Here is a 24,191-nt window from a genome sequence, read left to right on the forward strand (position 1 = left end):
TTAAGGACACTACATGAGCCCCATCCGCAATCGCCGCGCCATCATCAACCGCAAGAAGCTTGTGGTTGCCTTGAACGAGCTTGCCGAAAATAAGAACCCGGCCGATTGCCAGCAGGATGTTGTGAAAATCCTCAAAGAGGCCCACACGGCGGGCTGGAACGAGGTCAAGCGGCGCTTTGATGAAGAAGCCGAAAACGGGCGCACGGCGGCCAAGTCGCTTTGCTTCCTGATGGATCAGCTGCTGCGTACGCTCTATGATTTTGCGACCGAGCATGTTTATCCGCTTGCGAACCCTACGGCATCAGAGCAGCTCTGCCTCGTGGCCACAGGCGGCTACGGCCGCGGCGAGCTGGCACCCTTTTCCGACGTCGATCTCCTGTTCCTGATCCCCTACAAATCCACGCCGTGGGCTGAAAATGTCGTGGAATATATGCTCTATGTGCTGTGGGACCTGGGCATCAAGGTGGGCCACGCAACAAGGACACCAGAGGAATGCTCGCGGCTGGCCAAGGAAGACCTGACGATCCGCACGTCCCTACTGGAAAGCCGCTATCTGTGGGGCGAAGAAGCCCTGTTCCAGGCAGCCGCCAAGCGCTTTATCCGCCGCGTGGTGGCCACAACCGGCCCAGAGTTTATTGAACTGAAGCTTGAGGAACGCGACAAACGCCACCAGAAAATGGGCGACAGCCGCTATGTGGTCGAACCCAACATCAAGGACGGCAAGGGTGGCCTTCGCGACCTGCAGACCATGTGGTGGATCGCGCGCTATCTCTATGGCGGCATCTCACGCGACAAGATGATCGGCGACGACATGCTGACGATCCATGAAAACCGCCAATTCAAGAAGGCCGAAAGCTTCCTGTGGACCGTGCGCGTGGCCATGCATTTCATCGCGGGCCGCGCCGAAGAACGGCTGACGTTCGACATGCAGCGCCTGCTGGCTGAAAAGCTGCACTATAAAGACCACCCTGGGGCGTCTGGCGTTGAACGCTTCATGAAACACTATTTCCTGGTGGCCAAACAGGTGGGTGACCTGACGCGCATTTTCTGCGCGGTTCTTGAGGAACGCCAGCAAAAGAGCACCTTTCTGGCGCGCTTCCGGCGCACCAAGAAAGTGCAGGAATTTGCCGTGGAAAACGGTCGCCTGACATTTGTTGCGCCAGACGACATTAAAGAAAACCCGGTCCTGATGCTGAAGATCTTCGCTGTGGCAGACGACAAGGGGTTCGATATCCACCCCGATGCGCTTCGGCTGATCAAGCTCAACCTCAGCCGCATCACAGACAAGGTGCGCCGCGACCCTGAGGCAAATGAGTATTTCCTGTCGGTGCTCACCAGCACCAAGGAAGGCGAGATCAATCTCCGCCGCATGAATGAGGCGGGTGTGTTCGGTCGCTTCATCCCGGATTTCGGCCGGGTTGTCGCGCAGATGCAATATGACATGTATCACCACTATACGGTGGACGAACATACCATCCGCGCCATCGGGCTTTTGCCCCGCATTGAAAGCGGCGAACTGAAGGACGACCATCCGCTGTCGACTGACGTGATCCAGAAAGTGATCTCGCGCCGGGTCCTTTATGTGGCGGTGCTCCTCCATGACATCGCCAAAGGCCGCGGCGGGGACCATTCGGTCCTGGGGGCAGAGGTCTGCGAAAAGCTGTGTCCACGCATGGGGCTGACGGCGGCTGAGACGGAAACCGTGGCCTGGCTGGTACGCTGGCACCTGCTGATGAGCAACACGGCCTTCAAGCGCGACCTTTCCGACCACAAGACAATCCTGGATTTCTGCGAGCTGGTGAAAAGCCCCGAGCGCCTGCGCCTTCTCTTGGTGCTGACAGTTGTGGACATCCGCGCGGTCGGCCCGGGCGTGTGGAACGGCTGGAAAGGCCAACTGCTGCGTGAGCTATATTATTCGGCTGAAGAAGTGCTGCTGGCGGGTCACGCCACCAAGGGCCGCAGCGAGCGCGTGAAGGCCAAGCAGGATGAACTGCGCGATACGCTCAAGAATTGGACGAAGAAAGAGTTCGAAGCCCACGTAAAGCGCATGAACGACGCCTACTGGATCGCCGAAGGGCCGCGCACGCTGGCGCAGAACGCCCGCCTGATGAAACGCACGGACGAAACAGGCTCCGCCCTTGGCGTCACGGCGCGGGTCGAGCAGTTCCAGGACATGACCAAAGTGTCTGTCTATACGCAGGACCACCCTGGCCTGTTCGCCCGCATCGTCGGGGCGCTGGGCGTCGCAGGCGCGGCCATCATGGGCGCCAAGATCCATACCTCACGCGACGGCCTGGCGATGGATAATTTCGCGGTGCAGGATCTGGAAGGCAACGCGTTCGACAGCCGCCGCCAGCTGGACAAGCTTGAGGACACCATCCTGGAGACCCTGAAGGGCAACGTGAAGCTGAAGGAGCGGCTGCAGGAAAGACGCGTTTTCGGCGCCAAGGACGGCGCGTTCGAGGTTGAGCCCGTCGTGCTGGTCGACAACAAGGCCTCCAACTGGTCCACGGTCATTGAAGTGAACGCCAAGGACCGACCAGGCCTACTTTATGACCTTGCCTATGCGCTTTACCGGCTGAAGCTGTCGCTGGTGTCTGCCCACGTGGCCACCTATGGCGAGCGGGCCATTGACGTTTTCTATGTACGCGACCTGGTGGGCCAGAAGGTGACCAACAAGATCAGGCTTCGGAATATTGAAGACAAGCTTCTGAAGGCCGCGAAGGGCGAGCCCATCTTTACCCGCAAGAACAAGCATACGGAGACGGCGGCGTGAGCCTGGCGAAACGCATCTCGACCGTCGGCGGCTTCACGCTGCTGAGCCGAATTTTCGGCTTTGTCCGTGACGTGCTGATGGCCCGCTACCTGGGGGCCGGCATGGCGTCAGATGCCTTCTTCATCGCCTTCAAGCTGCCGAACTTTTTCCGCCGCCTGTTCGCCGAGGGTGCCTTTTCCGTTGGCTTTGTGCCGCTGTTTGCGCGCGCACTTGGCAAGGACATAACGCCTGAGAGCCAGCAGGCGGCGCTTGATTTCGCCAGCCGCGTCTTTGCCTGGCTGTTGCCGATCTTGCTTGTATTCCTCGTTATCATGGAAGCCGCGATGGTACCGGTGATGCTGGGGCTCACTGGCGGGTTCGAGGGTGACGCAACCAAATTCGACCTTGTGGTCGAGCTGGGGCGCTACACCTTCCCTTATCTGGCGCTGATATCGTTGGTGACATTTTACGCCGGCATGCTCAATGCCATGGAGCGCTATTCCGCCGCCGCTTTTGCGCCTGTCATTTTGAACATCTTCATGATCGGCGCGCTGATCACCTTCGGTGAGAGCGAAATTGGCGCGGCCCGCGCGCTCGCGGCTGCTGTGTCGCTTTCCGGGATCGCCCAGTTCCTGTGGCTGGTGCGAGCGGCGCACCGGGCCGGGCTCAAGGTCCGGCCGGCACTACCGAAACCCAGCGAAGACGTTCGCGAGCTGATGCGCGTGATTGCGCCCGCAGCCATCGGTGCTGGCATCATCCAGATTAACCTGCTGATCGATGTCCTCTTGGCCGCGCGCTTCCTGCCGGAGGGGTCTGTGTCCTGGCTTTTCTATGCTGACCGGCTCAACCAACTGCCGCTTGGGGTGATTGGCGTGGCAGTGGGTACTGTGCTTTTGCCCAGCATCTCGCGCCTGCTGGCGGGCGGCGATAAGGCCGGGGCAATGAGGCAACAGAATAAGGCGATCGAATTTTCGCTGCTGCTGACCTTGCCCGCGGCCGTTGCGCTGGCGACCATACCGGGGCCGATCATTGCCACGCTATTCGAGCGGGGCGCATTCACGGCACACGAAACCGCACAGACAGCCGCGGCGCTTATGGCCTATGCTTTGGGCTTGCCCGCCTACGTGATCGCCAAGGCGCTTACACCCGGCTATTTCGCCCGCAAGGATACCAAAACGCCGGTGAAGTTCGCGACTGCGTCGCTTGTGGTCAATCTGGTGCTGAACCTGATCCTGATCCAAACTCTAGCGCATGTGGGGCTCGCGCTCGCCACCGCCATCGCCGCCTGGTTCAATGTGCTCTTGCTGTATATCGGCTTGAAACGCAGCCATGGCTTTCACTTTTACCGCGAAACACTGGTGCGGCTGGCGAAAATGCTGGTCGCCAGCGCCCTGATGGCCGGGGGCATTTACCTGTTGGTAGGCCGCTTATCCACTGCCTTCGCAAACGGTGGGATGGAGCGCATCGGTGCGCTTACGCTCCTTGTGGCCGCCGGGGCCGCCCTCTATTTTGCTGCCCTCATCCTGCAGCGGACACTGCCAATGGGCGAAATCCGACGCTTTGTGAAGCGCTAGGCCGCCTGCGCGCTTGACCACCCAGTCTCCGCTTGCCATAAGGTTTGCGCTCGGCGGCCCGTCCAAAGGTGCCGCCTCAATTTATGGAGACAGACAAGTGACCAATCGTGTTTTTTCGGGCGCCCAGCCCAGCGGCAATATGCATCTCGGCAACTATCTTGGTGCCTTCCGCAACTGGGCCCATCTGCAGGACGACTATGAATGCATTTACTGCGTCGTTGACATGCACGCGATCACTGTCTGGCAAGACCCGGAAAGCCTCAAGGACCAGGTGCGCGAAGCGGCCGCCGCTTATATTGCCTCTGGCGTGGACCCTTCGAAATCGATCCTTTTCAACCAGAGCCGCGTGCCCGGCCACGCGGAGCTCGCGTGGATTTTCAACTGTGTGGCACGGATTGGCTGGCTGAACCGCATGACCCAGTTCAAGGACAAGGCAGGCAAGAACCGCGAGAATGCGTCCGTAGGGCTTTATGTTTACCCGAACCTGATGGCGGCGGATATTCTTCTGTATAAAGCCACGCACGTGCCGGTGGGCGAAGACCAGAAACAGCACCTGGAGCTGACCCGTGATATCGCACAGAAGTTCAACAACGACTTCGGAATCGAGCTGTTTCCGCTGACAGAGCCTGTGATCATGGGCGAAGGCGCGCGGGTGATGAGCCTGCGGGACGGCACCAAGAAGATGTCCAAGTCAGACCCGTCTGAGTACAGCCGCATCAACCTGAACGATGACGCCGACACGCTGGCGCTAAAGATCCGCAAGGCGAAAACGGACGCAGAGCTGCTGCCTGCGCTGTCGAAAGACCTTGAGGGCCGCCCTGAGGCCCAGAACCTTGTGGGCATTTATGCGGCGCTGATGGACATGAGCCGCGACGCGGTCTGTGGCCAGTTTGAAGGCAAGGGCTTTGGCGACTTCAAGAAGGCGCTCACTGAAGTGGTGGTCGACAAAGTCGCGCCCATCACCAACGAGATGACACGCCTGATGAACGACCCGGCTTACATCGACAGCATCCTCAAAGAGGGTGGCGAAAAGGCGCAGGCCATCGCAGAGCCGATCCTTGCGGACGTCAAGAAGGCAGTCGGCTTCCTTGCTTAGGATACCCTCCTCGTGACTTGCCACCTGATAGGCGAGTCCACCGCCTGCAACAGCATGAAATATAGATTCGCCGGTCAAACCGGCGAATGACGAAAGCGAGGACGCGCACAGCGTTCAGTTTCCGTTCAGCCAGCCTCTGGTAAAACTGCACCAAGACCTGAGCTCTGTCCTTGCGAACACAGCAAGGCCTGCTAGAGTGACGGTAATTGGAGAGAGAGGCTTATGACTGCATTCATGTCCCGATTGAAACCTGTTCTGGCCGGCGCGATGGCGCTCGCCGTGGCAGCCTGCACCAATACCTTCCGAAGCGACGTGGCCACCTTCCACGAACTTCCGGCCCCGAGCGGAGAAAAGGTTTCCATCCTGCCAATGGACGAGGCGAAGCAGGACAGCCTGGAGTTTCGCCAGTATGCCGCGATTCTTGGCAATCACCTGCGCCTTGAAGGTTATGAGCAAGCCGGCAATGGCAAGCCCGACCTGATCGTGGGCTTCGATGTCATGATCAACGATGGCCGCGAAAAGCTGGACACTCGCATGGGTTTTTCGGGTCCTCGCCCCTTCTATTGGCGCAGCTATTGGCACTATGGCTATTTCTGGGACCCGTATGACCCCTTCTACCGCCACAACACCGAAGTGGTGGCGCGCACGGTTTATACCGCCACGCTGGTGATGGAAGTCCGGAAACCCGACGGCACGCTGCTGTTCGAAGGCCGCGCGGAAACCGAAACCCGCACCAAAGCCGTGCCTGAGGTCGTGCCGCTGCTCGCCGAAGCCCTGTTCGTGGAGTTCCCCGGACCATCAGGCGTGACCCGGCATATCCGGGTCGACCTGGACGATACGGGCAAATAAACCCCGCCAAATGAGATGTCAGAGCCCCGGTCCACCGCCGGGGCTTTTTATTGCCAGGGCTAAAAATACTTTTTAAACAGGTGGGTAGCGAAAGAGGCCAAGGGAACACTCCGCATGGAGCGAAAATCACATTTCTTTCCACTTCAAAGGCCGACATTTTTGGCTTTCAACTGCTTTCTTATCATGTTGGGCATTCTTGCAGTGGCTGCATCCATTCACGCCGGAGTGACTTGGTATGAGCAGGGCACCGAAAGCCTGAACAGGTTCGGACGCTTGTTTCCTATTTCTTTGGCTGGTGGCTTACTCCTCCTTTACATCATTGCAAAGCCACTAACGACGAGTAACGCTGGGCTTTTCGTCTCCGAAGCAATCTTTGGATTTCAAGGCGCGGCGTTTCAAAAACAAAATGTCTACAAAATCGGCGACATAGAAGCGTTGGAAGTGCGATCCCTGAAGCTGATTCCATTTCTTATGTGGACCGACAATCTCCTTAGTGTGACATTGAGGACGAACGGCAAGAGACGGATACTCAATCTCAACTGCGACCAATTCGGCTGCAAGAGTGCAGAAGTTCTGGCTTTGCTGGAAGAAAGCCGCTCACAATTGGCTCCAGCGTCGGGCTTTTTAGGGGAATAAGATTGAAATGAGTTTTGATTCTTCAGAAGACAGATGTGGATTTAATGAGCAAGCAAGAACACTTTTTTAAACTGCGAAAATTGGCATTTATCAGGTTTAATATAATCGTGTACGCGGCAGGCTTTCTGATGTTGGTTGTGTCCTTGGAGACGCTGTTGAAATGGCAAGAAATTGGGTTTTTCAATCTGACGCCGCTAGAGCGCTTAGTGCCTGTGGTTTTGATCGCTGGCGCAGTTTTTCTTTACATATTCGTGAGACCTTTGGTCTGGGGCAATCCGGGATACTGGATCGGCGAGAATGAGTTTGGGTTTAAGGGTGTTGGCTCGCAAAAGTATAATATTCATACTTACCCTGAAATCGAAGGACTGGAGCTATCGTATACTAAATTGGTTCCCTTCTTGATTTGGACAGAAAACGTCTTGCGGATAACCTTAAAGAAAAACGGCAGACGGACGACCATAAACCTAAATTGCGATTACTTTGGCTGCCGTAGTTCAGACCTTCTGAGGCTTCTGAAAGAAAGATGCTCCAAGCAATAGAGTCTATAGCCCCGGGAAATCCGGGGACATAATACTTAATTAGTTTGCGCGGTTAAAAGGGCACATTTTGGGCCCTATGGGTGTGCCCTTTGTGTGCCCTTTTTCCCTATCGAGTGCCCAAAATTCTCACGTTATTTCAGGCTGAAATGCCTTCCTGCAAAAAATGGCCAGGCCGCCCCGTGAGGCGGCCTTTTCAAATGATGTCACACAAAACCCGGCTTACAGGCTTTTATAGATAAAACCCGCAACCTTGCTGGCCCAGCCGTCGCTGAACTGGATCAGGTCATAGTCCTTGAAGGGGTCCATGGCTTCAACTTCCTCAAGCGTTTTGCCGTCCGCCTTCAGCTTCGCCACAATCTCCCTCAGTTCGCCCATCGTCTGGCGGTAGGTCACCAGCCCCGCCTTGTCCGTCACCTGGCCGTGGCCCGGGATCACGATCGTTTCGTCATCCGCAGCTGCGATGGCCATGTCGAGCCCTGCCAGCACGCCGTCGATATCGCCGCCGTTATCGACATCAATGAAAGGGAACATGCCGTTAAACATGATATCCCCCATATGGATCACGTTCGAGCTTTGGAAATGGATGATGCTGTCGCCGTCCGTGTGGGCGTTCTTGACAAAAATGATCCGCGCATCGTCGCCATTCATATGCAGCGACATCTCTGAATTAAAGGTGATGGAGGGCAGCGCCACCTTGGGCTGGGGGTCCATCTTCATGCCAAATGATTTGATAAAGGCGCCTTCGCTCAGGCGCTGGCGAACATTGTCATGCGCCACAATCACTGCCGCATCGCCCAGATTTTCGTTGCCGCCTGTATGATCCCCGTGAAAGTGGGTGTTGATCACATAGCGGATTGGCGCGTCAGAGATTGCCGCGATCGCCGCCTTAATCTTGCCCGTGAGCGGAGCGTACTGGTCATCGATCAGGATGATGCCGTCCTCGCCCACCGACAGGCCAAGGTTTCCCCCTTGACCATAAAGGGCATAAAGTCCGCCACGGAGTGGCTGTGTCTTGATTTCAACCTTGTCCCAGTCCTGTGCAAAGGCACCGCCGGTCAGGCCCGCAAGCAGTGCCCCGCCCACCAGGGCTTTGGCCCAGATCGATTTCTTCATCTCATGCTCCCAAAACTTGTCTAAGTTTGATCTATATCCGTTGGCGGGAAGTTTAGGGTTTTTGCGCCTGTCGTCAATTGACAGCTTGGTGAATGCCGCTGCCCAATCCCAAGTCAGCGCCCCATCCCTGCCATCAAAGTGCCAAGCTTTGCGCTTTTAGTGGCCGCGGGCTTGGATTAGCCTTTGCCCAAAAGCCACTAATTGGCTACATGAATAAGGAGCCCGGTGGCTGATGGCTAGCCGGGCACAGTTTTGGTTTCATCAAGGGGGAGCGCCCGTGGCCCAGAAGAAGGTCATTGCAGTCATTTTTGGCGGAAGAAGCGTGGAGCATGATGTCAGCGTGCTCACAGGCTTGCAGTTTCTTGAGGCGCTTGATCCCGGACAGTATGACGGCCTGCCCATCTATGTGGACCCGCTGGGCCAGTGGTGGACGGGAGATGCGCTCACCAAGCGGGCGCACTATCCGCTCAAAAGCGACAAACACAAGGACCTGCGGCAAGTGATGCTGGACCTGGCAACACCCGCAAACGGTCGGCCGCAGCTGGTGTCCTTCACCAAGGGCCTGATGGGCGAGAAACGCACCGTGGTCCCGTTCGACCTGATGGTGCCTGCGATCCACGGATCAAACGGCGAAGACGGCTCGCTGCAGGGGATGCTTGAGTTTGCCGATATCCCGTTCGCGGGCTGCCGGTCTTTGGGGGCTGCAGCCACGATGGACAAGGTATTCGCCAAATCGGTGGCGCGCGCAGGGGGCATCAACGTACTGCCGGAGCTTGCTCTCACACGCCCGGCGAAGGGTACCTTCCTTGACCCCGATATCCTTGAAGGCCAGCTCAAGGGCGCCTTTGGCGATATCGCTTTCCCCTATATCGTCAAACCCTGCAACCTGGGCTCAAGCGTTGGTGTGGGCAAGGCCGACGATATGGACGGTCTCATCGCCGCACTCATGTCCGCCTTTAGGCTCGACAGCCGCGTGATCGTCGAACCCTTCGTCGCCAACCTGACAGAATATAATATCGCAGCGCGCCGGGAAGCTTCGGGCGCTATTGTTACTTCGGCGATCGAGCGCCCCCTGCGGGAGGCCGAGCTGCTTGATTTCAAGAACAAGTATCTGGCGGGCGGCGAGCCGGGTGGCCCGAAGCTCGACACAGGCCCAAGCGAAGGCATGGCCTCCCTCAATCGGGAGCTGAACCCTGCAGATCTCAAACCCGAGCAGGAGCGCTTCATCCGCGACAGCGCAAGCCGCATGTTCGACCTTCTGTCGCTGGGTGGCAGTGTGCGCATAGATTTCCTCTCGAACAGCGAAAGCGGCGAATTGTGGCTCAATGAGGTGAACACCATCCCCGGTTCCTTCGCCTATTTCCTTTGGGAAGCAGCAGCTGAGCCCATGACCTTCCTCGAGCTCACGTCGGCAATCGTGGAAGAAGGCTTTCGCCTGTCTGCCGACAGGCTTGGCAGCACAGACAAGGGCCTGGGCGGCGCCACGATTTTCATGAGCAAGGACTGACACAGGTACCCGCATGACCGCGAACACCCCAAAGTGGCATTATCAAGAGGTCGGCACAGAAGTGACAGACGGCGAGGGACAGTCCTTCGTATGGCTTCATGGCTGGGGTCAGGATGGCGCGTCCATGATGCGGCTCGCTGACCTGTTCAAGACCGAAGGACGCCACCGGATCTACGACCAGCCGGGTTTCGGCCAGACAGACCGGCTTCCGGACGGTGCTGGGACGGAAGATTATGCGGATGCCCTGGCGCTTGAACTTGAGAAGATCGGTCCTCAGCAACATATTTTTATCGGCCATAGTTTTGGTGGTCGGGTTTCTGTCCAGATGGCCGCAAGGCACCCGCACCTGGTGAAAGCCATCGTGCTGATTGGCGGTGCTGGCCTAAAGCGCCGGCGCTCTCTGGCTTTTCGGCTGCGAGCCGCAACACTTAAACTCATTGGTCGTCTGGCCCGATTTTCCGACAAACTGTTTGGCACCAGTTTCCGTGAAGCCTATGCGAAACATTTTGGCAGCGCAGACTATAAGAACGCAGGCCCCTTGCGCCCAACCTTTGTGAAGGTGGTGAATGAAAACCTGATACAGGAAGCCAAGGCCGTGCGTTGTCCTGCTCTTTTGATCTATGGGTCTGACGATACGGAAGCCCCACCCGAAATCGGGCGCAAGTATGAACAGTTGATGCCCATCGCCCGCTTCACCGAAGTGAAGGGCTTCAACCATTGGGATATCCTGACCCGCGGTGCCTACCAATGTCAGGCACTGATCAAATCCTTCCTAAAGGATGTGCGAGATGATTGACGCGATTATGCCATACCTCTGGCCTGCACTTGCGGCCCTCACAGCGCTCTATTTTGCTTATGAGCGCGGCCTGGCGCTTATGATGTTCTTCCAGCAGGAAGAATATGACGCACCGCGTTTTTTCAACTGGCTTCGTGACAACAAAGCATATGACCGGCGTACGAGTGCATGGCTGGTTCTGGCTGTTCTTGCTGGTATAGTGCCACATCTGCCTGTCCTGTCGGAGATGACGGACCTTGCCACAATCCTGCTGGCAATCGGCTGGGTTCCGATTTTCCTGGGCTTTGGCCACGGTGTTCTGCGCTCCCGCGCTATCCGCACGCAATCCAAAAAGCCGTTGGTGCAGACTGCGCGGGTCAAGCGCATCCTTACGGTCTATATGGGGCTTTCTGCTGCTTTGTTGGTGATTATTGTGCTGGCGGCGCAACTGGCGCCGCAAGGCACCAATTATGCCCTTCAACTGGACCGGTCCGGCATCGGCTTTGCGGCCATGACTTTCAACTGGGAAGCTGTCCTGCTGGCCGTGCTTCTTCTCGGTTTCGTGCAGGCGCCGCCCATGATGCTGGTGCTTGCCAACAAGCTTTTGGAGCCCGCCGAAGAACGTGTCAAAGCCAAATTCAGGCAGGAGGCGATTGATAAGTTTGCTGAGCTGCAACCCAAAGTGATTGCCATCACCGGGTCGTTTGGCAAGACATCCACCAAGCATATTCTGAACCATATTCTGGCAGCGGCCGCCCCAACGCTTGCGACCCCCGGCAGTGTCAACACAGACATGGGCATCACGCGGGTGATCCGCGAACAGCTAAAGCCGGAGCACCAGTTTTTCATCGTTGAAATGGGCGCTTATGGCCCCGGTTCCATTGCGCGGCTGTGCACGCTGACGCCGCCGGATGTATCGCTGATTACGGCTGTGGGTGCCGCGCATTATGAACGCTTCAAGTCGCTTGAGACTGTGGCCCGCGCCAAATTCGAGATTGCCGAAGCAGCTTTCGCGCGGGGCGGCAAGGTTGTGGTGAATTGCGCCGGTATCGAAGACCGTCTGCTGGACGAACGCATGTCGGCTGTCAAAGGCGCCTATACACTGGTGGGTGAGGGCAAGGATGTCTCCTTTGACGGCTTCGACGCCACCAAAGACGGACTTACTGTGCATGTCACTGAAGGCGGTGAAAAACATGCTCTCAAGGTGCCCCTTTATGGGCGCCACCAAGCGGGCAACATTGCCCTTGCAGCCGCGACCGCACGGGCCCTGGGCCTGCCGTGGGCAGCCATCAAAGGCGGGCTGGCAAGCATGCCGCAAATCAGACACCGGCTGGAAGTAAGCCGCAGCACAGGCCAGCCGACGATTATCAACGACGCCTACAACTCAAACCCTGTGGGTTTCGCAGCAGCCCTTGAAACGCTTGATGTACTGGTGGATGAGGGCGGCAGGCGCATCCTTGTGACCCCGGGCATGGTAGAACTGGGCGACAAGCACGAAGAAGAACACGCCCATTTGGGCGCGCTGGCGGCAAGGCACTGCGATATCGTTGCAGTCGTGACGCCGGACCGCATCCCCACCTTTGTGAAAGCGCTGGAGAAAGCCAATGACGGGCATGTCACGGTCATGACTTTCGCAAAACAGGAAGATGCCGAAACATGGGTGCGCAGCCACTGGAAAGCCGGGGACGCAGTTCTGTTTGAGAATAACCTGCCGGACCTCTATGAGGCGAAAGTGAGCTTCTAACCTGCCGGCGTGTCCGCTGCCTGCACATCCATTTTTTCGATATTGGCGCGCGCAGCATCGGCGCTCGGCCCCTGATCCTCAAGAAGCAATACCTTGAGCCACGCCTGCCGGGCGGCTTTCCTGTCAGCCTCCGCGTGCCTCAGGTTTCCGAGTTCCAGATAGCCCGATGCGTTATTCGGGAATACCGCCTGAAAGGCTTCAAGGGCCTGGTTGGCGCGGCCATAATCACCCACGCCACGAGCAGCAGCAGCCACCAGCACCAGAATGTCCTTCCTGCCCGGATCACCCTTCAAGACATAGTCAAGGTCCCTGAGCGCGAGCTGGAAATCCTCGTCCGCAGCTGCAATGCGTGCCCGGTCCAATACCAGTTCATACTCCTGGGGCGTGTTTTTGGGCGCAAGTGTTAGCGCGAGATCAATCGCATCTTCGGCGCGGACCAGTTCGTCCGCGAGCAACCAGGCGTTCGCGGCCTGGCCATACATGTCAGCAAGCATCGGCGCACTGGCAACAATGCGTTTACCCATCCGGATCGGCATGTCGCGGCCAATGCGCATGTCTTCCGCGATTTTCAGGAACCGGGCCGCAGCTTCCGCATGTTCTCCCAAGCGTGCAAGGCCATAGGCTTCACAGTGGCGCGCCGGTACCCCGCCGCCATCGGCAATCCAGGCCAATGCCAGATTGATGCCCTTGTCGGGTGACCGGTCTGCCATATCCATACAATTGGCGTATCGGTCTTCATCCTTGACTGCGGACCGGGCGGCCGCTGCACCTGTCAAAGACGTGATTGCAACCGTACTGGCAACCAGGAGGAAAATGGTTATGCTGGCTTTTGTTTTCATGGCAGGGAAAATGCGCAAAGCGCGTGGCAATTTCAAGGCAGTAAGTGATCCTCATGTCGAATAATCCGCACCTAATGATCTTTGGGCCAGGCTTCAGCGCCCGAGCCATTGCAAAAAAGGCACAGGATGCCGGCTGGACAGTGAGCGGCACCTACCGAAACCCTGACAAGGTGGAAGAGCTCAAGGCACTCAGCATCGCGCCTGTTGCGTTTAACGCTGATGACCTCAAATCGGCGCTTGAAGGTGTGACCCACTGGCTGGTGTCCACCGCACCGGATGCGGAAGGGGACCCTGTCCTGCGGTTACTTAAAAATCACCTGGGCCAACTTAATGCGCCCAAATGGATCGGCTATCTTTCCAGCACAAATGTTTACGGCGATCATGGCGGCGCCTGGGTGGATGAAGACACACCACCAGCCCCCAGCCTGGATCGCGGCAAGCGACGGGTGGAAGCGGAAAACAGCTGGCGGCAGGTCGCAGACACGCTTGGCGCATCACTTCACATCTTCCGCCTGGCGGGCATCTATGGCCCAGGGCGTAACGCCGTACGCTCGCTTCTTGACGGCAAGGCAAGGCGCATTGTCAAACCGGGGCAGAAGTTCAGCCGTATTCATGTGGCTGATATCGCCCAGACCGTTTGGGCTGCCATGAACCGCGCCTGCCCAACCGGCATCTTCAATCTGGCTGATGACACACCATGTGCGCCGCAGGATGTCATCCTGGAGGCAGCGACTGCAATGGGCATCACCCCACCGCCGGAAATCCCACTGGAACAGGCGGATATGAGCCCGATGGCGCGAAGCTTTTATGCGGAAAGCAAGCTGGTAAGAAACGACCGCATCAAAAAAGACCTGGGCATCAATCTGATTTACCCAAGCTTTTCGGATGCCCTGCCGGACCTGATAAAATCGGAAAAATAGAGTTTGAAGCCTAGGCCATGGCGTCGACTTGCTCGTACGTCATATTGCCTGGAATGAGAAACAGCGGGCACGGCAGCTGGCTTGCGAGCTCATTGGTGAAATAGTCCACCAGAGGCCCCGGCCCACCTTCCGAGCCCACGCCCAGCACCAAACCGAAGATATCCTTCTGTTCATCGATGCTTTTCTTGATTTCTTCCTGAGGCTCGCCTTCGGCAATGATGATCTCGGGCGTCACGCCGCAATAAGCATGCAGGCGTTCGGAGACTTCCGCCAAAAGGGCTTCGGCCTCCTCATACGCTTCCTCGCGCATGCGGTCCGCCACAGCCATCCAGTGCTGGAATTCGCCTGGGCGAATGCAGTGAAAGAGGATCAACTCGCCGCCAGTGATGTGGGCAGCACGCGCAGCCGCAAAGCGGATGGCGACCTTGGATTCAGGCGATCCATCCACCACAACCATCAGTTTTCGAACCCGTTTCGTGACTGGCCGTATTGGCCCATGGATTTCTTCTGTCACTCTGCCAGTCCCCCTTTTTTCGTACTCCAGAGTGGCTTATGACCGGTCTATCCGCAAGTTATTTGAGCAAGATATTGCTGACTTCCCTCAGTTGCGTGCGGGCCCGAAGAAGATAAAACCCCTGAACAGACAGATGGTTAGCGATAAAGCCGTCGGCAGCACCATTTGTCACCAGCATGGGATCAAGCGTCGCCGCCGCTGTCATGGACGCAAGCAGCTCATCATACAGCGAACCAAGCTCTCGGCTTTCAATCACATTCGGGAAATCCTGCCTCAGCGCCTTCAGGATCATCAGATAGCCATAAACCTGGCCTTTCACCTGATAAAAGAGATCATCTGCGCCAAAGTCCGGCAGAACGCCGCCGGCATTTTCGCCAACATATTGCTCAAGTGCTGCGGACGATGCGCCAAGGTCGAGCGCAATGCGGTCAAGGGTCGCCAGGAAATTGTCGGACCGGCGTTCGAACACAGCCTCTCCTGAAACCAGTCTGGCGTTATAGGCGTCAAGTTCCTTGATCGCTTCCCTATAGTAGGTATGAGACGGCGTTGTGGGCAGAAGCGACGTGGAAAAATCAATCACCCAGCGGTCAGGTTCCTTGGACAGATCACCCGCAGCTTTCTCCAAATTCTCATCAACCGCGCTGGAGCCGCGCGTGCGCCCGAGCTGGTCTCGAAGCTCAAACGAAAACCGCGCAAGCGCTCCCATCATGCCCTTCTGGTAGTTCGGCGTATTATCAAGCCACCAACCTGGCAAGAAAGCAGGGTCATTTGGTGTCCAGTTATTATCGACCACCTCGCGCCGCACGAGATAAGACACCGTATTCACCACATGCGAGCCACCGGGCGCGACATTTGGGCCGCCGTCAAGGCTGTCATCCACACGGTGAACCACCATCATGCCGATAACGATATAGAGGAAGAACAGGACAGGCACAGCGACAGCGACCTTGCGCCAGGTGCTGCCCGATACGGTCGACAGCCAGCCAGCAAGATAACGCCACAGCTTCTTGAGCCAGCGACCAAGGCCGCCGACCGCCTTGCCTGCCAATTCCTTGAGCCAGAGCCATATCTCTTTTGCCATCCGGTTGCCTCCCTGACGGAAATTCGTTGCCTGAACCCTTAATGTCGTCACTAATTGGGGTCAAAACAAGTGCTATCTGGCGAAAGACTGTGTAAATTCATGATCGGTTCAGCTTGAATTTCACAGCATGAACCAAGCCTGAATCCGAGGAACGCGATGCCTGACGTTAGCCGACTGTCTTTGTTTTTCCCAATCGCCGGTGTGTTGGCCCTAGTGTCGTTTACTGTTGCACAAGCGCAGGAAACCACTGATGCCAAGCCTATTGATGACAAGCAATGCATCAACGCTGATAAAATAAGTGGCTACCGCGTCGTGTCGGACGAACTGGTACGTCTTGAGATGCAAGGCCAGAAAGACATTCTTTTGCGGCTGAAAAGACATTGCCCGCAACTCTACTATCACAAATATATGTCCTTCACCCCGGTGAACGGTAAGCTTTGCGCCCGGTTTGATGATATCATCACCCGGAGCGGCACTCCTTGCCGCATCGAGTCTTTCTCGGATGTTTCAAAGGAAACCACAGAACGCGCCAAGTAGCGCGTTCTGGTGCGACTATTCGCTTGAAAGCCGCCGTCGAAGCGCCTATTCAAACCACATGTCAGCCATGATTTTTAAAATTCTGCGCCCAGGCGAATGGCAAGAAGCCGAGCATGCCGACACCTTCTGCGGCGCGCCGATCGACCATGAGGACGGATATATTCACTTGTCGTCCGACACCCAGGTCGCAGAAACCGCCGCGCGGTATTTTTCGGATGAAACAATCATTCACGTGCTTGCTGTTGACCCGGAACGCCTACCCAAAGGTGAGTTGAAGTGGGAAACGTCACGCGGCGGCGACTTGTTTCCCCACTTATACGGCCGTCTGCCTATGGCTGCTGTAGCAAAGGCTTGGCCCCTAGAGAAGTCTGCTGACGGGTTTGATTTTAGCCCCATATTCAAGGACTTGCGCAATGATTAACCTATTCCCGCTTGCACGCCCGTTCATCCACGCGCTGGATCCTGAAAAAGCCCATAACCTGACCATTAGCGCGCTCAAAGCAGGCATCACCGGCTGTTTCGGCAGTGCGGCCGATGACCCAGTCTTGGCAACGGAAGCCTTTGGCCTCAAGTTTTCCAACCCCGTTGGCCTTGCTGCCGGTTTTGACAAAAATGCAGACGCCGTTATGGGTGCACAGAAAATGGGGTTCGGCTTCACCGAGGCCGGTACGGTTACGCCAAAACCCCAAGCAGGCAACGACAAACCGCGGCTGTTCCGCCTTTCCGAAGACAGAGCAGTGATCAACAGGTTTGGCTTCAATAACGAGGGCCTCGACTATTTCGAAAAGCAACTGAAAGCTTTGCCAGCAACACGTCAGCCTGTCGGCGCCAACGTGGGCGCCAACAAAGACGCCGAAGACCGAACCGCAGACTATGTCACAGGCATCAATCGGCTTTATGGTCTCAGCGACTATTTTACCGTCAATATCTCAAGCCCGAATACGCCGGGCCTTAGGGCGCTTCAGTCAAAGGCCGCGCTTGAGGACCTGATCGGCCGTGTGCTTGAAGCCCGCGCCACGCAAATAAAGGGCGGCAAGCCTTATATCCCGATGCTGGTCAAGATCGCGCCAGACCTTCTTGAGGCGGACATCGCAGACATCGCAGACATCGCGCTGAACACAGAGATCGATGGTTTGATTGTCTCCAACACAACGATCACCCGCCCTGACACGCTTGTCTCAAGCCAAAAGGGCGAAACCGGCGGCCTTTCCGGTGCCCCACTAATGAGCCTATCCACCGAAACCTTAAGCGCCATGTATCAGGCGACAGATGGAAAAGTGCCGCTTGTCGGCGTTGGTGGGATCGCAAGCGGGCGGGATGCCTATGCCAAAATCAAGGCTGGCGCGTCACTGGTGCAGCTTTATTCCATGCTTGTCTATGAAGGCCCGGCGCTGGTGCATCGGGTGAAAAAAGATCTGGCAGCGCTTTTGAAAGCCGACGGGTTCAATTCTGTTGGAGAGGCCGTTGGCTCAAGCCACCGCTGAAGTATCAGGCGATCAAGTCAATGCTGATTGCGGTTGGTTGCTGAACCTCTGGCCGCGGCGCATTGACGCCAAATGCTGGGCCTTCGGGCGCCAACCCAGCCTCAGTTTCATTCTGTTCGGCTAAACCAAAAGCGTCAGCTGGGGCCTCGCCCGGCCCATCACTGCCTTCAAGCTGTTCCTGCTGTTCTGCAGCGCGTTGTTCCTGCAGTTCCGCCTGCGCAGCTCTCAGCGACTGCTCGGCCGCGGACGCCACGGCCCTGTCCTGACCAGACGGACGGGCCGGAGCAAGTGCTGCCTGGCGAACGACTTCCATCTTGGCAACAGTGGCTTCCGGGTCATCCGGCACAGTGCTCGTGTCGATACTCACATGGCCGCCAACCGCATACTGAACCCCGTCGGGGCCCCTGACATATTCAAAATTGGGAGAACTGGTGTAGCCGCTGCCCGCGGTGGCGTGTGCTGCTTCATGTGCCCGCACTTCCCTGTCGCGGGCTCTAAGCTCGCGCACATATGCCTTGTCTTCTTCTGAGAGCTCACCAGAGAGCTTGATATCCTGAGACCTTGATTGCTGTTCTTCCAGCTTGGGCGGAGCCACAGGCCTGTTGTTAGCCCCTTGAGCAACAGTCGCGGCAGCTTGCTGGCCTTCCAGCACCTGAAGCGCAACGGCGGAATTGTTGCCTTGGGGTTTTTGGCCCGGCCCTGCAGGGCCTTGCTGAACCCCTGAAGCTGCCTGCCTGGGTTGGGGTTCTGGTGAGGCTTCGGGGGGCGCACGATAAATGGCCGGGCGCGAAAGCTCTTCCGCCCGGGTGGCAATCTTTGGTTTCAAGTCCTCCGGCACATTGGGTCGCCGCATATTCGGCGGCGGTGGACCAACCGAAGGCAACGTGCTAGCGCTTGTCATGCGTGCATTTTAGCATGAAACCCGCACCAGCGCTAATTTTCGTGAATTCTTTACGAAAATGTGACCGGCTAGGCGCCAGGTGGTGGTGGCGGCCTGTCATCGGGTTCGAAGTCTTCATCACCCCGCGGCGGGGGTGGTGGGCGCCTGCCGTCCGGGGAACCACCCATGCCGGGGCGGTGCAGCGGGCGACCTTCCGGGCCAGGCCCACGGCGCTCAAACAGGTCCTCTGCAAGAGCCTTGCGGGTCTCCTGGTCCAGCTTGGCAACAACATTCAGGATGATGTCACGCAGCGGGGCCTTTAGTTCTTCCGCCTTGGCCTGATGGCTCTCAAGCGCGGCTTCAAGGGCAGGCAAATCAACGCTTTCCGCACCCAGAAGGTCCTTGATGCGCTGTTCACTCTGCCGCATATCGCGGAAGTGGGTTCGCAGGCTACGGCGATGATCCTGAAGGATTTCCCTGAGCGCGCCCTGTTCCGATTCCGGCAGATACGCCGCGAGACGCCTGAGGTTGAACTCTACACGCTCACGCGGAGCACCTCTTGGGCCGTCTTCGGCGCGGAACTGGCGCCCAAGGATCACGCCGCCAATGAACAGGTTAACCGCAAGTGAAGCGGCCAGAAGAACCAATATCCATTTCATTTTGCCGGTCATATCTTATTGATCCCCAACGTAAAAATCTGCACTGCTTGAGAAAAGCGTGCTGCTTAGATCAAGCGAGCTTTCTTCATCATAGGGCTGTTGCAGCCCGACAAAAACCCCAACAACCAGAACAAGGGCATAGGCGACACCCTGGGACAAAACCCCAATAGGTGAAAACAGGTTGCGAAAATCTCGGTAAAGGCCTGTGAGCGTGGACAGGAACCCGGCATCACCCCACTCAATCACTTGGGTATGCTGCGCCGGTACGTCCAGCAGGCGATCAAGAAAGGCGTCGGCGCCAGCGTCTGCATCCATCGGCGCAGCCATATCGGCCAACTGGGCATCCAGCGACAACTCGGCAGCCGCGAAAGCCGCGCCTTCCTCTGTTGTCAGGAACTGCCGGGCGCGCTCGGCAAGATCAGCGGGCCATTCGGCCATGTTTGCCCCGTACGCGGCCCTTGCCAACTCAAACTCTTCAATTGTGATGGGCTTCATCTTTGCCCTCCTATCCTAAAACCGCAAGTAAACCGCTCTTGCTGCCTTCTAGCTCGTCCCTGAGCTTCGCCCGTGCCCGCACCAGCAGGCTTTCATAGGCCTTCAACTTCAAATCCATCACCTCTGCGGCCTCTATGTTCGACAGGCCGTCAAAATAGCTCAGCGTAACCGCCACCCTCTGGCGCTCCGGTAAGTTTGAGACCGCGTTCCTCAGCACATGGTTAGCGCTGTCGGTGACCATGATGTCCTCGGCATTGTCAGCCTCATCCTGCTGGTCAAAACCCTCCGGCAACGGGTCAGGGGTGCGCTTGCGCTTTTCGTCCAGGCACCTGTTCACCACAATTCGGTGAAACCAGGTGGTGAACTTGGCCTTCTTCGCATCAAACCTGTCCGCGTGGGTCCATAGTTTGACAAAAGCTTCCTGCACTAGATCTTCCGCCAGCGCCAGGTCGCCCAGCATACGGTAGGCAAGGGCCCTGTACCGGAGACCATGGCGGTGCACCAGCACGGCATAAGCCCCCCTGTCGGCCGCGGCAACATGGGTCACCAGCGTTTCGTCATCCAGTTCTTCACTCTTTTGCCGCAAGCTCTTACTCTTCAGGCAGATCACATTCTCTGATCCAGATACGGATGTGAGGCACGCCACCCTTCGCAAAATTTCGAGGTGACGGATCAACCCTATCACATTAGCGTAATATGGCCACGCTATGGCATGCGCCATTGACGAAGCCGCCGCTAGCTGCAATGAACATCAGCTAAGGCATTGATCCAGGGAACGCATCATGAAAATTGCAGTCATTGGCACCGGCTATGTTGGGCTTGTTTCAGGCACTTGTTTTTCCGAATTCGGTCATACGGTCACCTGTGTGGACAAGGACCCGAAAAAGATAGACGCGCTGAATCAGAATATCATGCCAATTTATGAGCCTGGGCTCGACAGTATGGTTGCCAAGAACCGGGCGGCCGGGCGGCTGCATTTTACCACCGACCTGGGTACCGCCATGAAAGAGGCTGAGGCCGTGTTCATCGCTGTTGGCACCCCAAGTCGCCGCGGCGACGGCCAGGCCGACCTGCAGTATGTCTTTGCCGCAGTCGAAGAAGCGGCTGACCACATCAAGGACTATACGGTGGTGGTCACCAAATCGACAGTTCCGGTAGGCACCGGTGCCCGGATCAAGGACATCCTGTCCGCCAAACTGAACGCCTCCCTGTTTGACGTGGCATCAAACCCGGAGTTCCTGCGTGAAGGCGCCGCGATTGAAGATTTCATGCGCCCAAACCGGGTTGTGTGCGGCGCCGACACCGAGCGCGCGCAGGCGGTCCTGAGGGAGCTCTATCGCCCGCTGTTCCTCAACGAAACACCGGTATTGTTCACCAGCCGCGAGACGGCAGAGGTGATCAAATATGCCGCCAATGCTTTCCTGGCCACCAAAATCAGCTTCATCAACGAGATGGCCGACCTGTGCGAAAAAGTAGGCGCGGACGTGCAGGAAGTCGCCAAGGGTATTGGTCTCGACACCCGCATCGGCGGTAAGTTCCTGCACGCGGGTCCGGGCTATGGCGGCAGCTGTTTCCCCAAGGATACCAGAGCCTTGGTGAGCACGGCGGACCAACACAAGGTTCCCATGCGGATCGTGCGGTCCGTGGTTGAGGTGAACGAAGAGCGCAAGCGGGCAATGGCCGACAAGATCATCCGCGCCTGCGGCGGATCAGTTGACGGCAAAAAGATCGCCATCCTCGGCCTGACATTCAAACCCAACACCGACGACATGCGCGAAAGCCCCTCGCTCGACATCATCCCGGCGCTGCAGGCAGCAGGCGCGAGCGTGGCCGCCCATGACCCGAAAGGCATGGAAGAAGCGCGCGAACTGCTTGAAAACATGGAGTTTTGTGACGACCCCTATGACGCCATGACAGATGCCGACGCGCTGGTGATCCTGACAGAATGGAACCAGTACCGCGCGCTTGACCTGGGCCGCGTCAAAGACCTTCTAAAGGCACCCCTGCTGGTTGACCTCAGGAACATCTATGGCCGCGCCAACCTGGCGGACGAAGGCTTCAAATATGTGGGCGTGGGGCGGTGCCCGGAATAGGGGCCGACAGGAAGGGCACACATCCGTTCCCATTGTGCCCTTATGGCACAAAAGGGCACACCCATAGGGCCCAAAATGTGCCCAAAAAGGCTGTCCTATGACAGCGGCTGCGATCAAACACCCGCACAGGCGCATCTGGGAGATCGCCGGACCGGCTATCATCGCCAATTCGTCGGCGCCACTCGTTGGGCTTGTCGACACATGGATCATCGGCCACCTGCCGGCGGCAAAATATCTGGCGGCTGTCAGTGTGGGTGCCCTTCTTTTCAGCTATGTTTACTGGGCGTGCGGTTTCCTGCGCATGAGCACCACGGGGCTGGTGGCGCAGGCGCACGGGCGCGACGACCAGGACCAGGTGGCGCGGGTTCTTCTGCGTGCAACCATGCTGGCAACCATGCTGGGTCTTGTGTTCCTTACGCTGTCCACGCCGTTCCGGATTGCGGCGCTCGCGTTTCTTGACCCTCCCACTGATGTGCTGCCGCTTTTCGACACCTATTTCGACATCCGCCTTTGGGCGATCCCCGCCGCCCTTCTGGGGCTCGGTATCAATGGCTTCCTCATCGGTACAGCGCGGGCGAAGCTGTCGCTCTATCTGCAGCTGACGCTCAATATCGCCAACGCCGCCCTCAGCCTACTGTTCGTGCTGGGGTTCGACATGGGCGTCGCGGGCGTGGCGCTTGGCTCCCTGATCGCGGAATGGCTGGCAGTGGCACTCGGGTTCCTGTTCATCAGCCGCACGCTGGGGCTGCGCAAACTGGCCATGGCCGTGCGAGAGAGCGAAACCTATAACCCGGCCAAGATGAAAAAGCTGATGAGCGTGAACGGCTTCATCTTTGTGCGCACGCTCCTCCTCATCTTTGCCTTTGCCATCTTGACGCGCGAAGCCGCGGCGCTGGGCGAAGTGGCACTGGCGGCGCACCATGTGCTGAATACCTTCATGATGCTGATCGCCCTGGGGCTGGATGGGTTCGCCTACGCCTCCGAAGCACTCGCAGGCGCGGCATATGGCAAAGGTGTGCGGTTTGAATTCCGAGCCTGGGTCAAATACGGCATGGCCTGGTCGGGCGCTATGGCGCTTCTTTATGCCGCCGGTTTCTATTTTGGCGGCGCACCGCTCATTCACGCGCTGACGGACGTGGAAAGCGTGCGCACTGCCGCCACCGCTGTGATCCCGGTGATCACCCTGCTACCGGTGATCGGCGCCTGGTGTTACCAGTATGACGGCATCTATATCGGCGCCACCGCGGGCCGCGCCATGTTCGGCACCATTGCGGTATCCGTAGCCGTTTTCGTACCATCAATCGGGCCGCTCGCGGACCGGTTTGGCTTGGTGGGGCTCTGGATCGCGATGATGGTCTTCCTTGGCATGCGCGGGCTTACGCAGGCCATATGGTATCCGCGGCTTGAGCGCAGGCTGGATGGGGACACAAGGGAATGAACACAGCCCTTTTTTTAGGCTTTCTGGCTGCCACGCTCCTTATCGCCGTCTCGCCGGGGCCGTCTGTTGCGCTTGCCTCAAGCCAGGCGGTTCGTCATGGGCCGAAAGCCGCCTTCATTGCCACGCTGGGCGATGCGCTCGGTACAGTCGTCCATATTCTGGTGGCGGTTCTCAGCCTTGAGGTGCTGGTACGGCTGGCATCGAGCATCCTGCCGTGGCTGCAGATCCTGGGCGGGCTTTATATCCTGTGGCTGGCTGCGCGAAGCCTGAGGGACGCCAAGGCCAACACTCCGGAGAAACCGAAAGCACCAGCCTACCGGTCAGCCTTCCTGAGCGGCTTTCTGGCGTGTGTGAGCAACCCCAAGGCCATCGTATTTTTCATGGCCCTGTTCCCCGGCTTTATCGACACAACGCTTAGCGTAGCCGTGCAGTCGGTGATTTACGGCACCACGTTCGTCCTAATCGATGGGGCTTTCATTTTTGGCTACGCGCTGATCGCACACAGTGCGGCAAAATCTCGACTTGGCGCGCGCCTCAACATGGATACCCTGAGCGGCTTCGGCCTCATTGCCGTGGCGCTTTTGTTGGTGGGTCGGGGCATCCTAACGCTTTAACGAAGAGGTTTCGTTTTCCGGTGGTCACTCGCCGGCTTCGCAAACGGCG

Annotated in this window: 24 protein-coding genes; 16 read left to right on the forward strand and 8 right to left on the reverse strand. The window is 57.7% G+C overall.

The features are described 5' to 3' along the window. The first annotated feature begins 13 nt into the window (after positions 1 to 13). The 6 genes from ACFO5Q_RS01910 to ACFO5Q_RS01935 all read left to right on the forward strand — a co-directional run bounded on the left by ACFO5Q_RS01910 (position 14) and on the right by ACFO5Q_RS01935 (position 7,449). A complete protein-coding gene (locus ACFO5Q_RS01910) occupies positions 14 to 2,776 on the forward strand; it encodes a [protein-PII] uridylyltransferase (RefSeq protein ID WP_068148038.1) in 2,763 nt (920 codons plus the stop codon). Further along, entirely contained in the window at positions 2,773 to 4,329 is a 1,557-nt protein-coding gene (gene murJ / locus ACFO5Q_RS01915; RefSeq protein ID WP_068148039.1) for a murein biosynthesis integral membrane protein MurJ, read from the forward strand. The genes ACFO5Q_RS01910 and murJ overlap by 4 nt, the downstream gene beginning before the upstream one ends. 97 nt (positions 4,330 to 4,426) lie before the next feature. Continuing rightward, entirely contained in the window at positions 4,427 to 5,425 is a 999-nt protein-coding gene (gene trpS / locus ACFO5Q_RS01920; RefSeq protein ID WP_082719889.1) for a tryptophan--tRNA ligase, read from the forward strand. A 222-nt stretch (positions 5,426 to 5,647) separates the two neighbouring features. Beyond that, positions 5,648 to 6,274 carry a DUF4136 domain-containing protein gene (locus ACFO5Q_RS01925; RefSeq protein WP_068148042.1) on the forward strand — a complete coding sequence of 209 codons (627 nt, stop codon included), beginning with the start codon at positions 5,648 to 5,650 and terminating at the stop codon, positions 6,272 to 6,274. A gap of 114 nt (positions 6,275 to 6,388) precedes the next feature. After that, positions 6,389 to 6,910, forward strand: a complete 522-nt coding sequence (locus ACFO5Q_RS01930; protein WP_068148044.1) for a hypothetical protein — start codon at positions 6,389 to 6,391, stop codon at positions 6,908 to 6,910. A gap of 44 nt (positions 6,911 to 6,954) precedes the next feature. Then, on the forward strand, positions 6,955 to 7,449 hold the full coding sequence (locus ACFO5Q_RS01935; RefSeq protein WP_197421090.1) for a hypothetical protein: 495 nt from the start codon (positions 6,955 to 6,957) through the stop codon (positions 7,447 to 7,449). A 219-nt stretch (positions 7,450 to 7,668) separates the two neighbouring features. Here ACFO5Q_RS01935 and ACFO5Q_RS01940 read toward each other — a convergent pair whose 3' ends face one another. Then, a complete protein-coding gene (locus ACFO5Q_RS01940; RefSeq protein WP_068148051.1) occupies positions 7,669 to 8,562 on the reverse strand; it encodes an MBL fold metallo-hydrolase in 894 nt (297 codons plus the stop codon). Positions 8,563 to 8,839: 277 nt separating this feature from the next. Here ACFO5Q_RS01940 and ACFO5Q_RS01945 point away from each other — a divergent pair, with 277 nt between their 5' ends. From ACFO5Q_RS01945 to ACFO5Q_RS01955, 3 genes are read left to right on the forward strand one after another with little or no spacing between them, the layout of a single operon-like run. Further along, entirely contained in the window at positions 8,840 to 10,069 is a 1,230-nt protein-coding gene (locus tag ACFO5Q_RS01945; RefSeq protein ID WP_068148054.1) for a D-alanine--D-alanine ligase, read from the forward strand. Between the two features lie 13 nt (positions 10,070 to 10,082). Then, positions 10,083 to 10,865 carry an alpha/beta fold hydrolase gene (locus ACFO5Q_RS01950; protein ID WP_068148056.1) on the forward strand — a complete coding sequence of 261 codons (783 nt, stop codon included), beginning with the start codon at positions 10,083 to 10,085 and terminating at the stop codon, positions 10,863 to 10,865. Next, entirely contained in the window at positions 10,858 to 12,588 is a 1,731-nt protein-coding gene (locus tag ACFO5Q_RS01955) for a Mur ligase family protein (RefSeq protein WP_068148058.1), read from the forward strand. Before ACFO5Q_RS01950 ends, ACFO5Q_RS01955 begins: the two co-directional genes overlap by 8 nt. On the opposite strand, the gene ACFO5Q_RS01960 is transcribed toward ACFO5Q_RS01955, so the two are convergent. Further along, a complete protein-coding gene (locus ACFO5Q_RS01960) occupies positions 12,585 to 13,463 on the reverse strand; it encodes a tetratricopeptide repeat protein (RefSeq protein ID WP_156431965.1) in 879 nt (292 codons plus the stop codon). The two genes, ACFO5Q_RS01955 and ACFO5Q_RS01960, sit on opposite strands and share 4 nt — an antisense overlap. A 17-nt stretch (positions 13,464 to 13,480) precedes the next feature. Here ACFO5Q_RS01960 and ACFO5Q_RS01965 point away from each other — a divergent pair, with 17 nt between their 5' ends. After that, complete coding sequence (locus tag ACFO5Q_RS01965) at positions 13,481 to 14,347, forward strand: SDR family oxidoreductase (protein WP_068148066.1); 867 nt, start codon at positions 13,481 to 13,483, stop codon at positions 14,345 to 14,347. A gap of 10 nt (positions 14,348 to 14,357) precedes the next feature. Here the strand turns inward: ACFO5Q_RS01965 and ACFO5Q_RS01970 are convergent, their stop codons facing one another. Further along, positions 14,358 to 14,861 (reverse strand): universal stress protein, encoded by a 504-nt coding sequence (locus tag ACFO5Q_RS01970; RefSeq protein WP_068148068.1) that lies wholly within the window; start codon positions 14,859 to 14,861, stop codon positions 14,358 to 14,360. Positions 14,862 to 14,919: 58 nt separating this feature from the next. Beyond that, entirely contained in the window at positions 14,920 to 15,942 is a 1,023-nt protein-coding gene (locus ACFO5Q_RS01975) for a DUF2333 family protein (RefSeq protein WP_068148071.1), read from the reverse strand. 156 nt (positions 15,943 to 16,098) lie between these two features. Here ACFO5Q_RS01975 and ACFO5Q_RS01980 point away from each other — a divergent pair, with 156 nt between their 5' ends. From ACFO5Q_RS01980 to ACFO5Q_RS01990, 3 genes are read left to right on the forward strand one after another with little or no spacing between them, the layout of a single operon-like run. Further along, positions 16,099 to 16,479, forward strand: a complete 381-nt coding sequence (locus ACFO5Q_RS01980; RefSeq protein ID WP_068148076.1) for a DUF6491 family protein — start codon at positions 16,099 to 16,101, stop codon at positions 16,477 to 16,479. A gap of 58 nt (positions 16,480 to 16,537) precedes the next feature. Further along, positions 16,538 to 16,900, forward strand: coding sequence for a DUF952 domain-containing protein (locus ACFO5Q_RS01985; RefSeq protein WP_197421092.1), 363 nt, complete (start codon positions 16,538 to 16,540; stop codon positions 16,898 to 16,900). Continuing rightward, complete coding sequence (locus ACFO5Q_RS01990) at positions 16,893 to 17,963, forward strand: quinone-dependent dihydroorotate dehydrogenase (protein ID WP_068148079.1); 1,071 nt, start codon at positions 16,893 to 16,895, stop codon at positions 17,961 to 17,963. The genes ACFO5Q_RS01985 and ACFO5Q_RS01990 overlap by 8 nt, the downstream gene beginning before the upstream one ends. A 4-nt stretch (positions 17,964 to 17,967) precedes the next feature. On the opposite strand, the gene ACFO5Q_RS01995 is transcribed toward ACFO5Q_RS01990, so the two are convergent. The 4 genes from ACFO5Q_RS01995 to ACFO5Q_RS02010 form a co-directional block, all read right to left on the reverse strand. After that, positions 17,968 to 18,789: a putative metalloprotease CJM1_0395 family protein gene (locus ACFO5Q_RS01995; protein ID WP_197421094.1), complete on the reverse strand. Its 822-nt coding sequence runs from the start codon at positions 18,787 to 18,789 to the stop codon at positions 17,968 to 17,970. Positions 18,790 to 18,932: 143 nt separating this feature from the next. Next, on the reverse strand, positions 18,933 to 19,514 hold the full coding sequence (locus ACFO5Q_RS02000; RefSeq protein ID WP_068148084.1) for a periplasmic heavy metal sensor: 582 nt from the start codon (positions 19,512 to 19,514) through the stop codon (positions 18,933 to 18,935). A gap of 3 nt (positions 19,515 to 19,517) precedes the next feature. After that, positions 19,518 to 19,997, reverse strand: coding sequence for a hypothetical protein (locus ACFO5Q_RS02005; protein WP_068148089.1), 480 nt, complete (start codon positions 19,995 to 19,997; stop codon positions 19,518 to 19,520). 10 nt (positions 19,998 to 20,007) lie between these two features. Continuing rightward, positions 20,008 to 20,583 (reverse strand): sigma-70 family RNA polymerase sigma factor, encoded by a 576-nt coding sequence (locus tag ACFO5Q_RS02010; protein WP_068148091.1) that lies wholly within the window; start codon positions 20,581 to 20,583, stop codon positions 20,008 to 20,010. A gap of 196 nt (positions 20,584 to 20,779) precedes the next feature. Between ACFO5Q_RS02010 and ACFO5Q_RS02015 the strand changes: the two genes are divergently transcribed. The 3 genes from ACFO5Q_RS02015 (at position 20,780) to ACFO5Q_RS02025 (ending at position 24,142) form a co-directional block, all read left to right on the forward strand. Next, positions 20,780 to 22,090: a UDP-glucose dehydrogenase family protein gene (locus tag ACFO5Q_RS02015; protein WP_068148093.1), complete on the forward strand. Its 1,311-nt coding sequence runs from the start codon at positions 20,780 to 20,782 to the stop codon at positions 22,088 to 22,090. 97 nt (positions 22,091 to 22,187) lie between these two features. Further along, the gene (locus ACFO5Q_RS02020) at positions 22,188 to 23,528 is read left to right on the forward strand and encodes an MATE family efflux transporter (protein WP_068148095.1); all 1,341 of its coding nucleotides are present in this window, start codon (positions 22,188 to 22,190) and stop codon (positions 23,526 to 23,528) included. After that, positions 23,525 to 24,142: a LysE family translocator gene (locus ACFO5Q_RS02025; protein WP_068148097.1), complete on the forward strand. Its 618-nt coding sequence runs from the start codon at positions 23,525 to 23,527 to the stop codon at positions 24,140 to 24,142. Before ACFO5Q_RS02020 ends, ACFO5Q_RS02025 begins: the two co-directional genes overlap by 4 nt. Positions 24,143 to 24,191 lie beyond the last annotated feature (49 nt).

It is taken from the genome of Kordiimonas lipolytica (assembly GCF_042651265.1).
In the GTDB taxonomy this organism is placed as follows: Bacteria; Pseudomonadota; Alphaproteobacteria; order Sphingomonadales; family Kordiimonadaceae; genus Kordiimonas; species Kordiimonas lipolytica.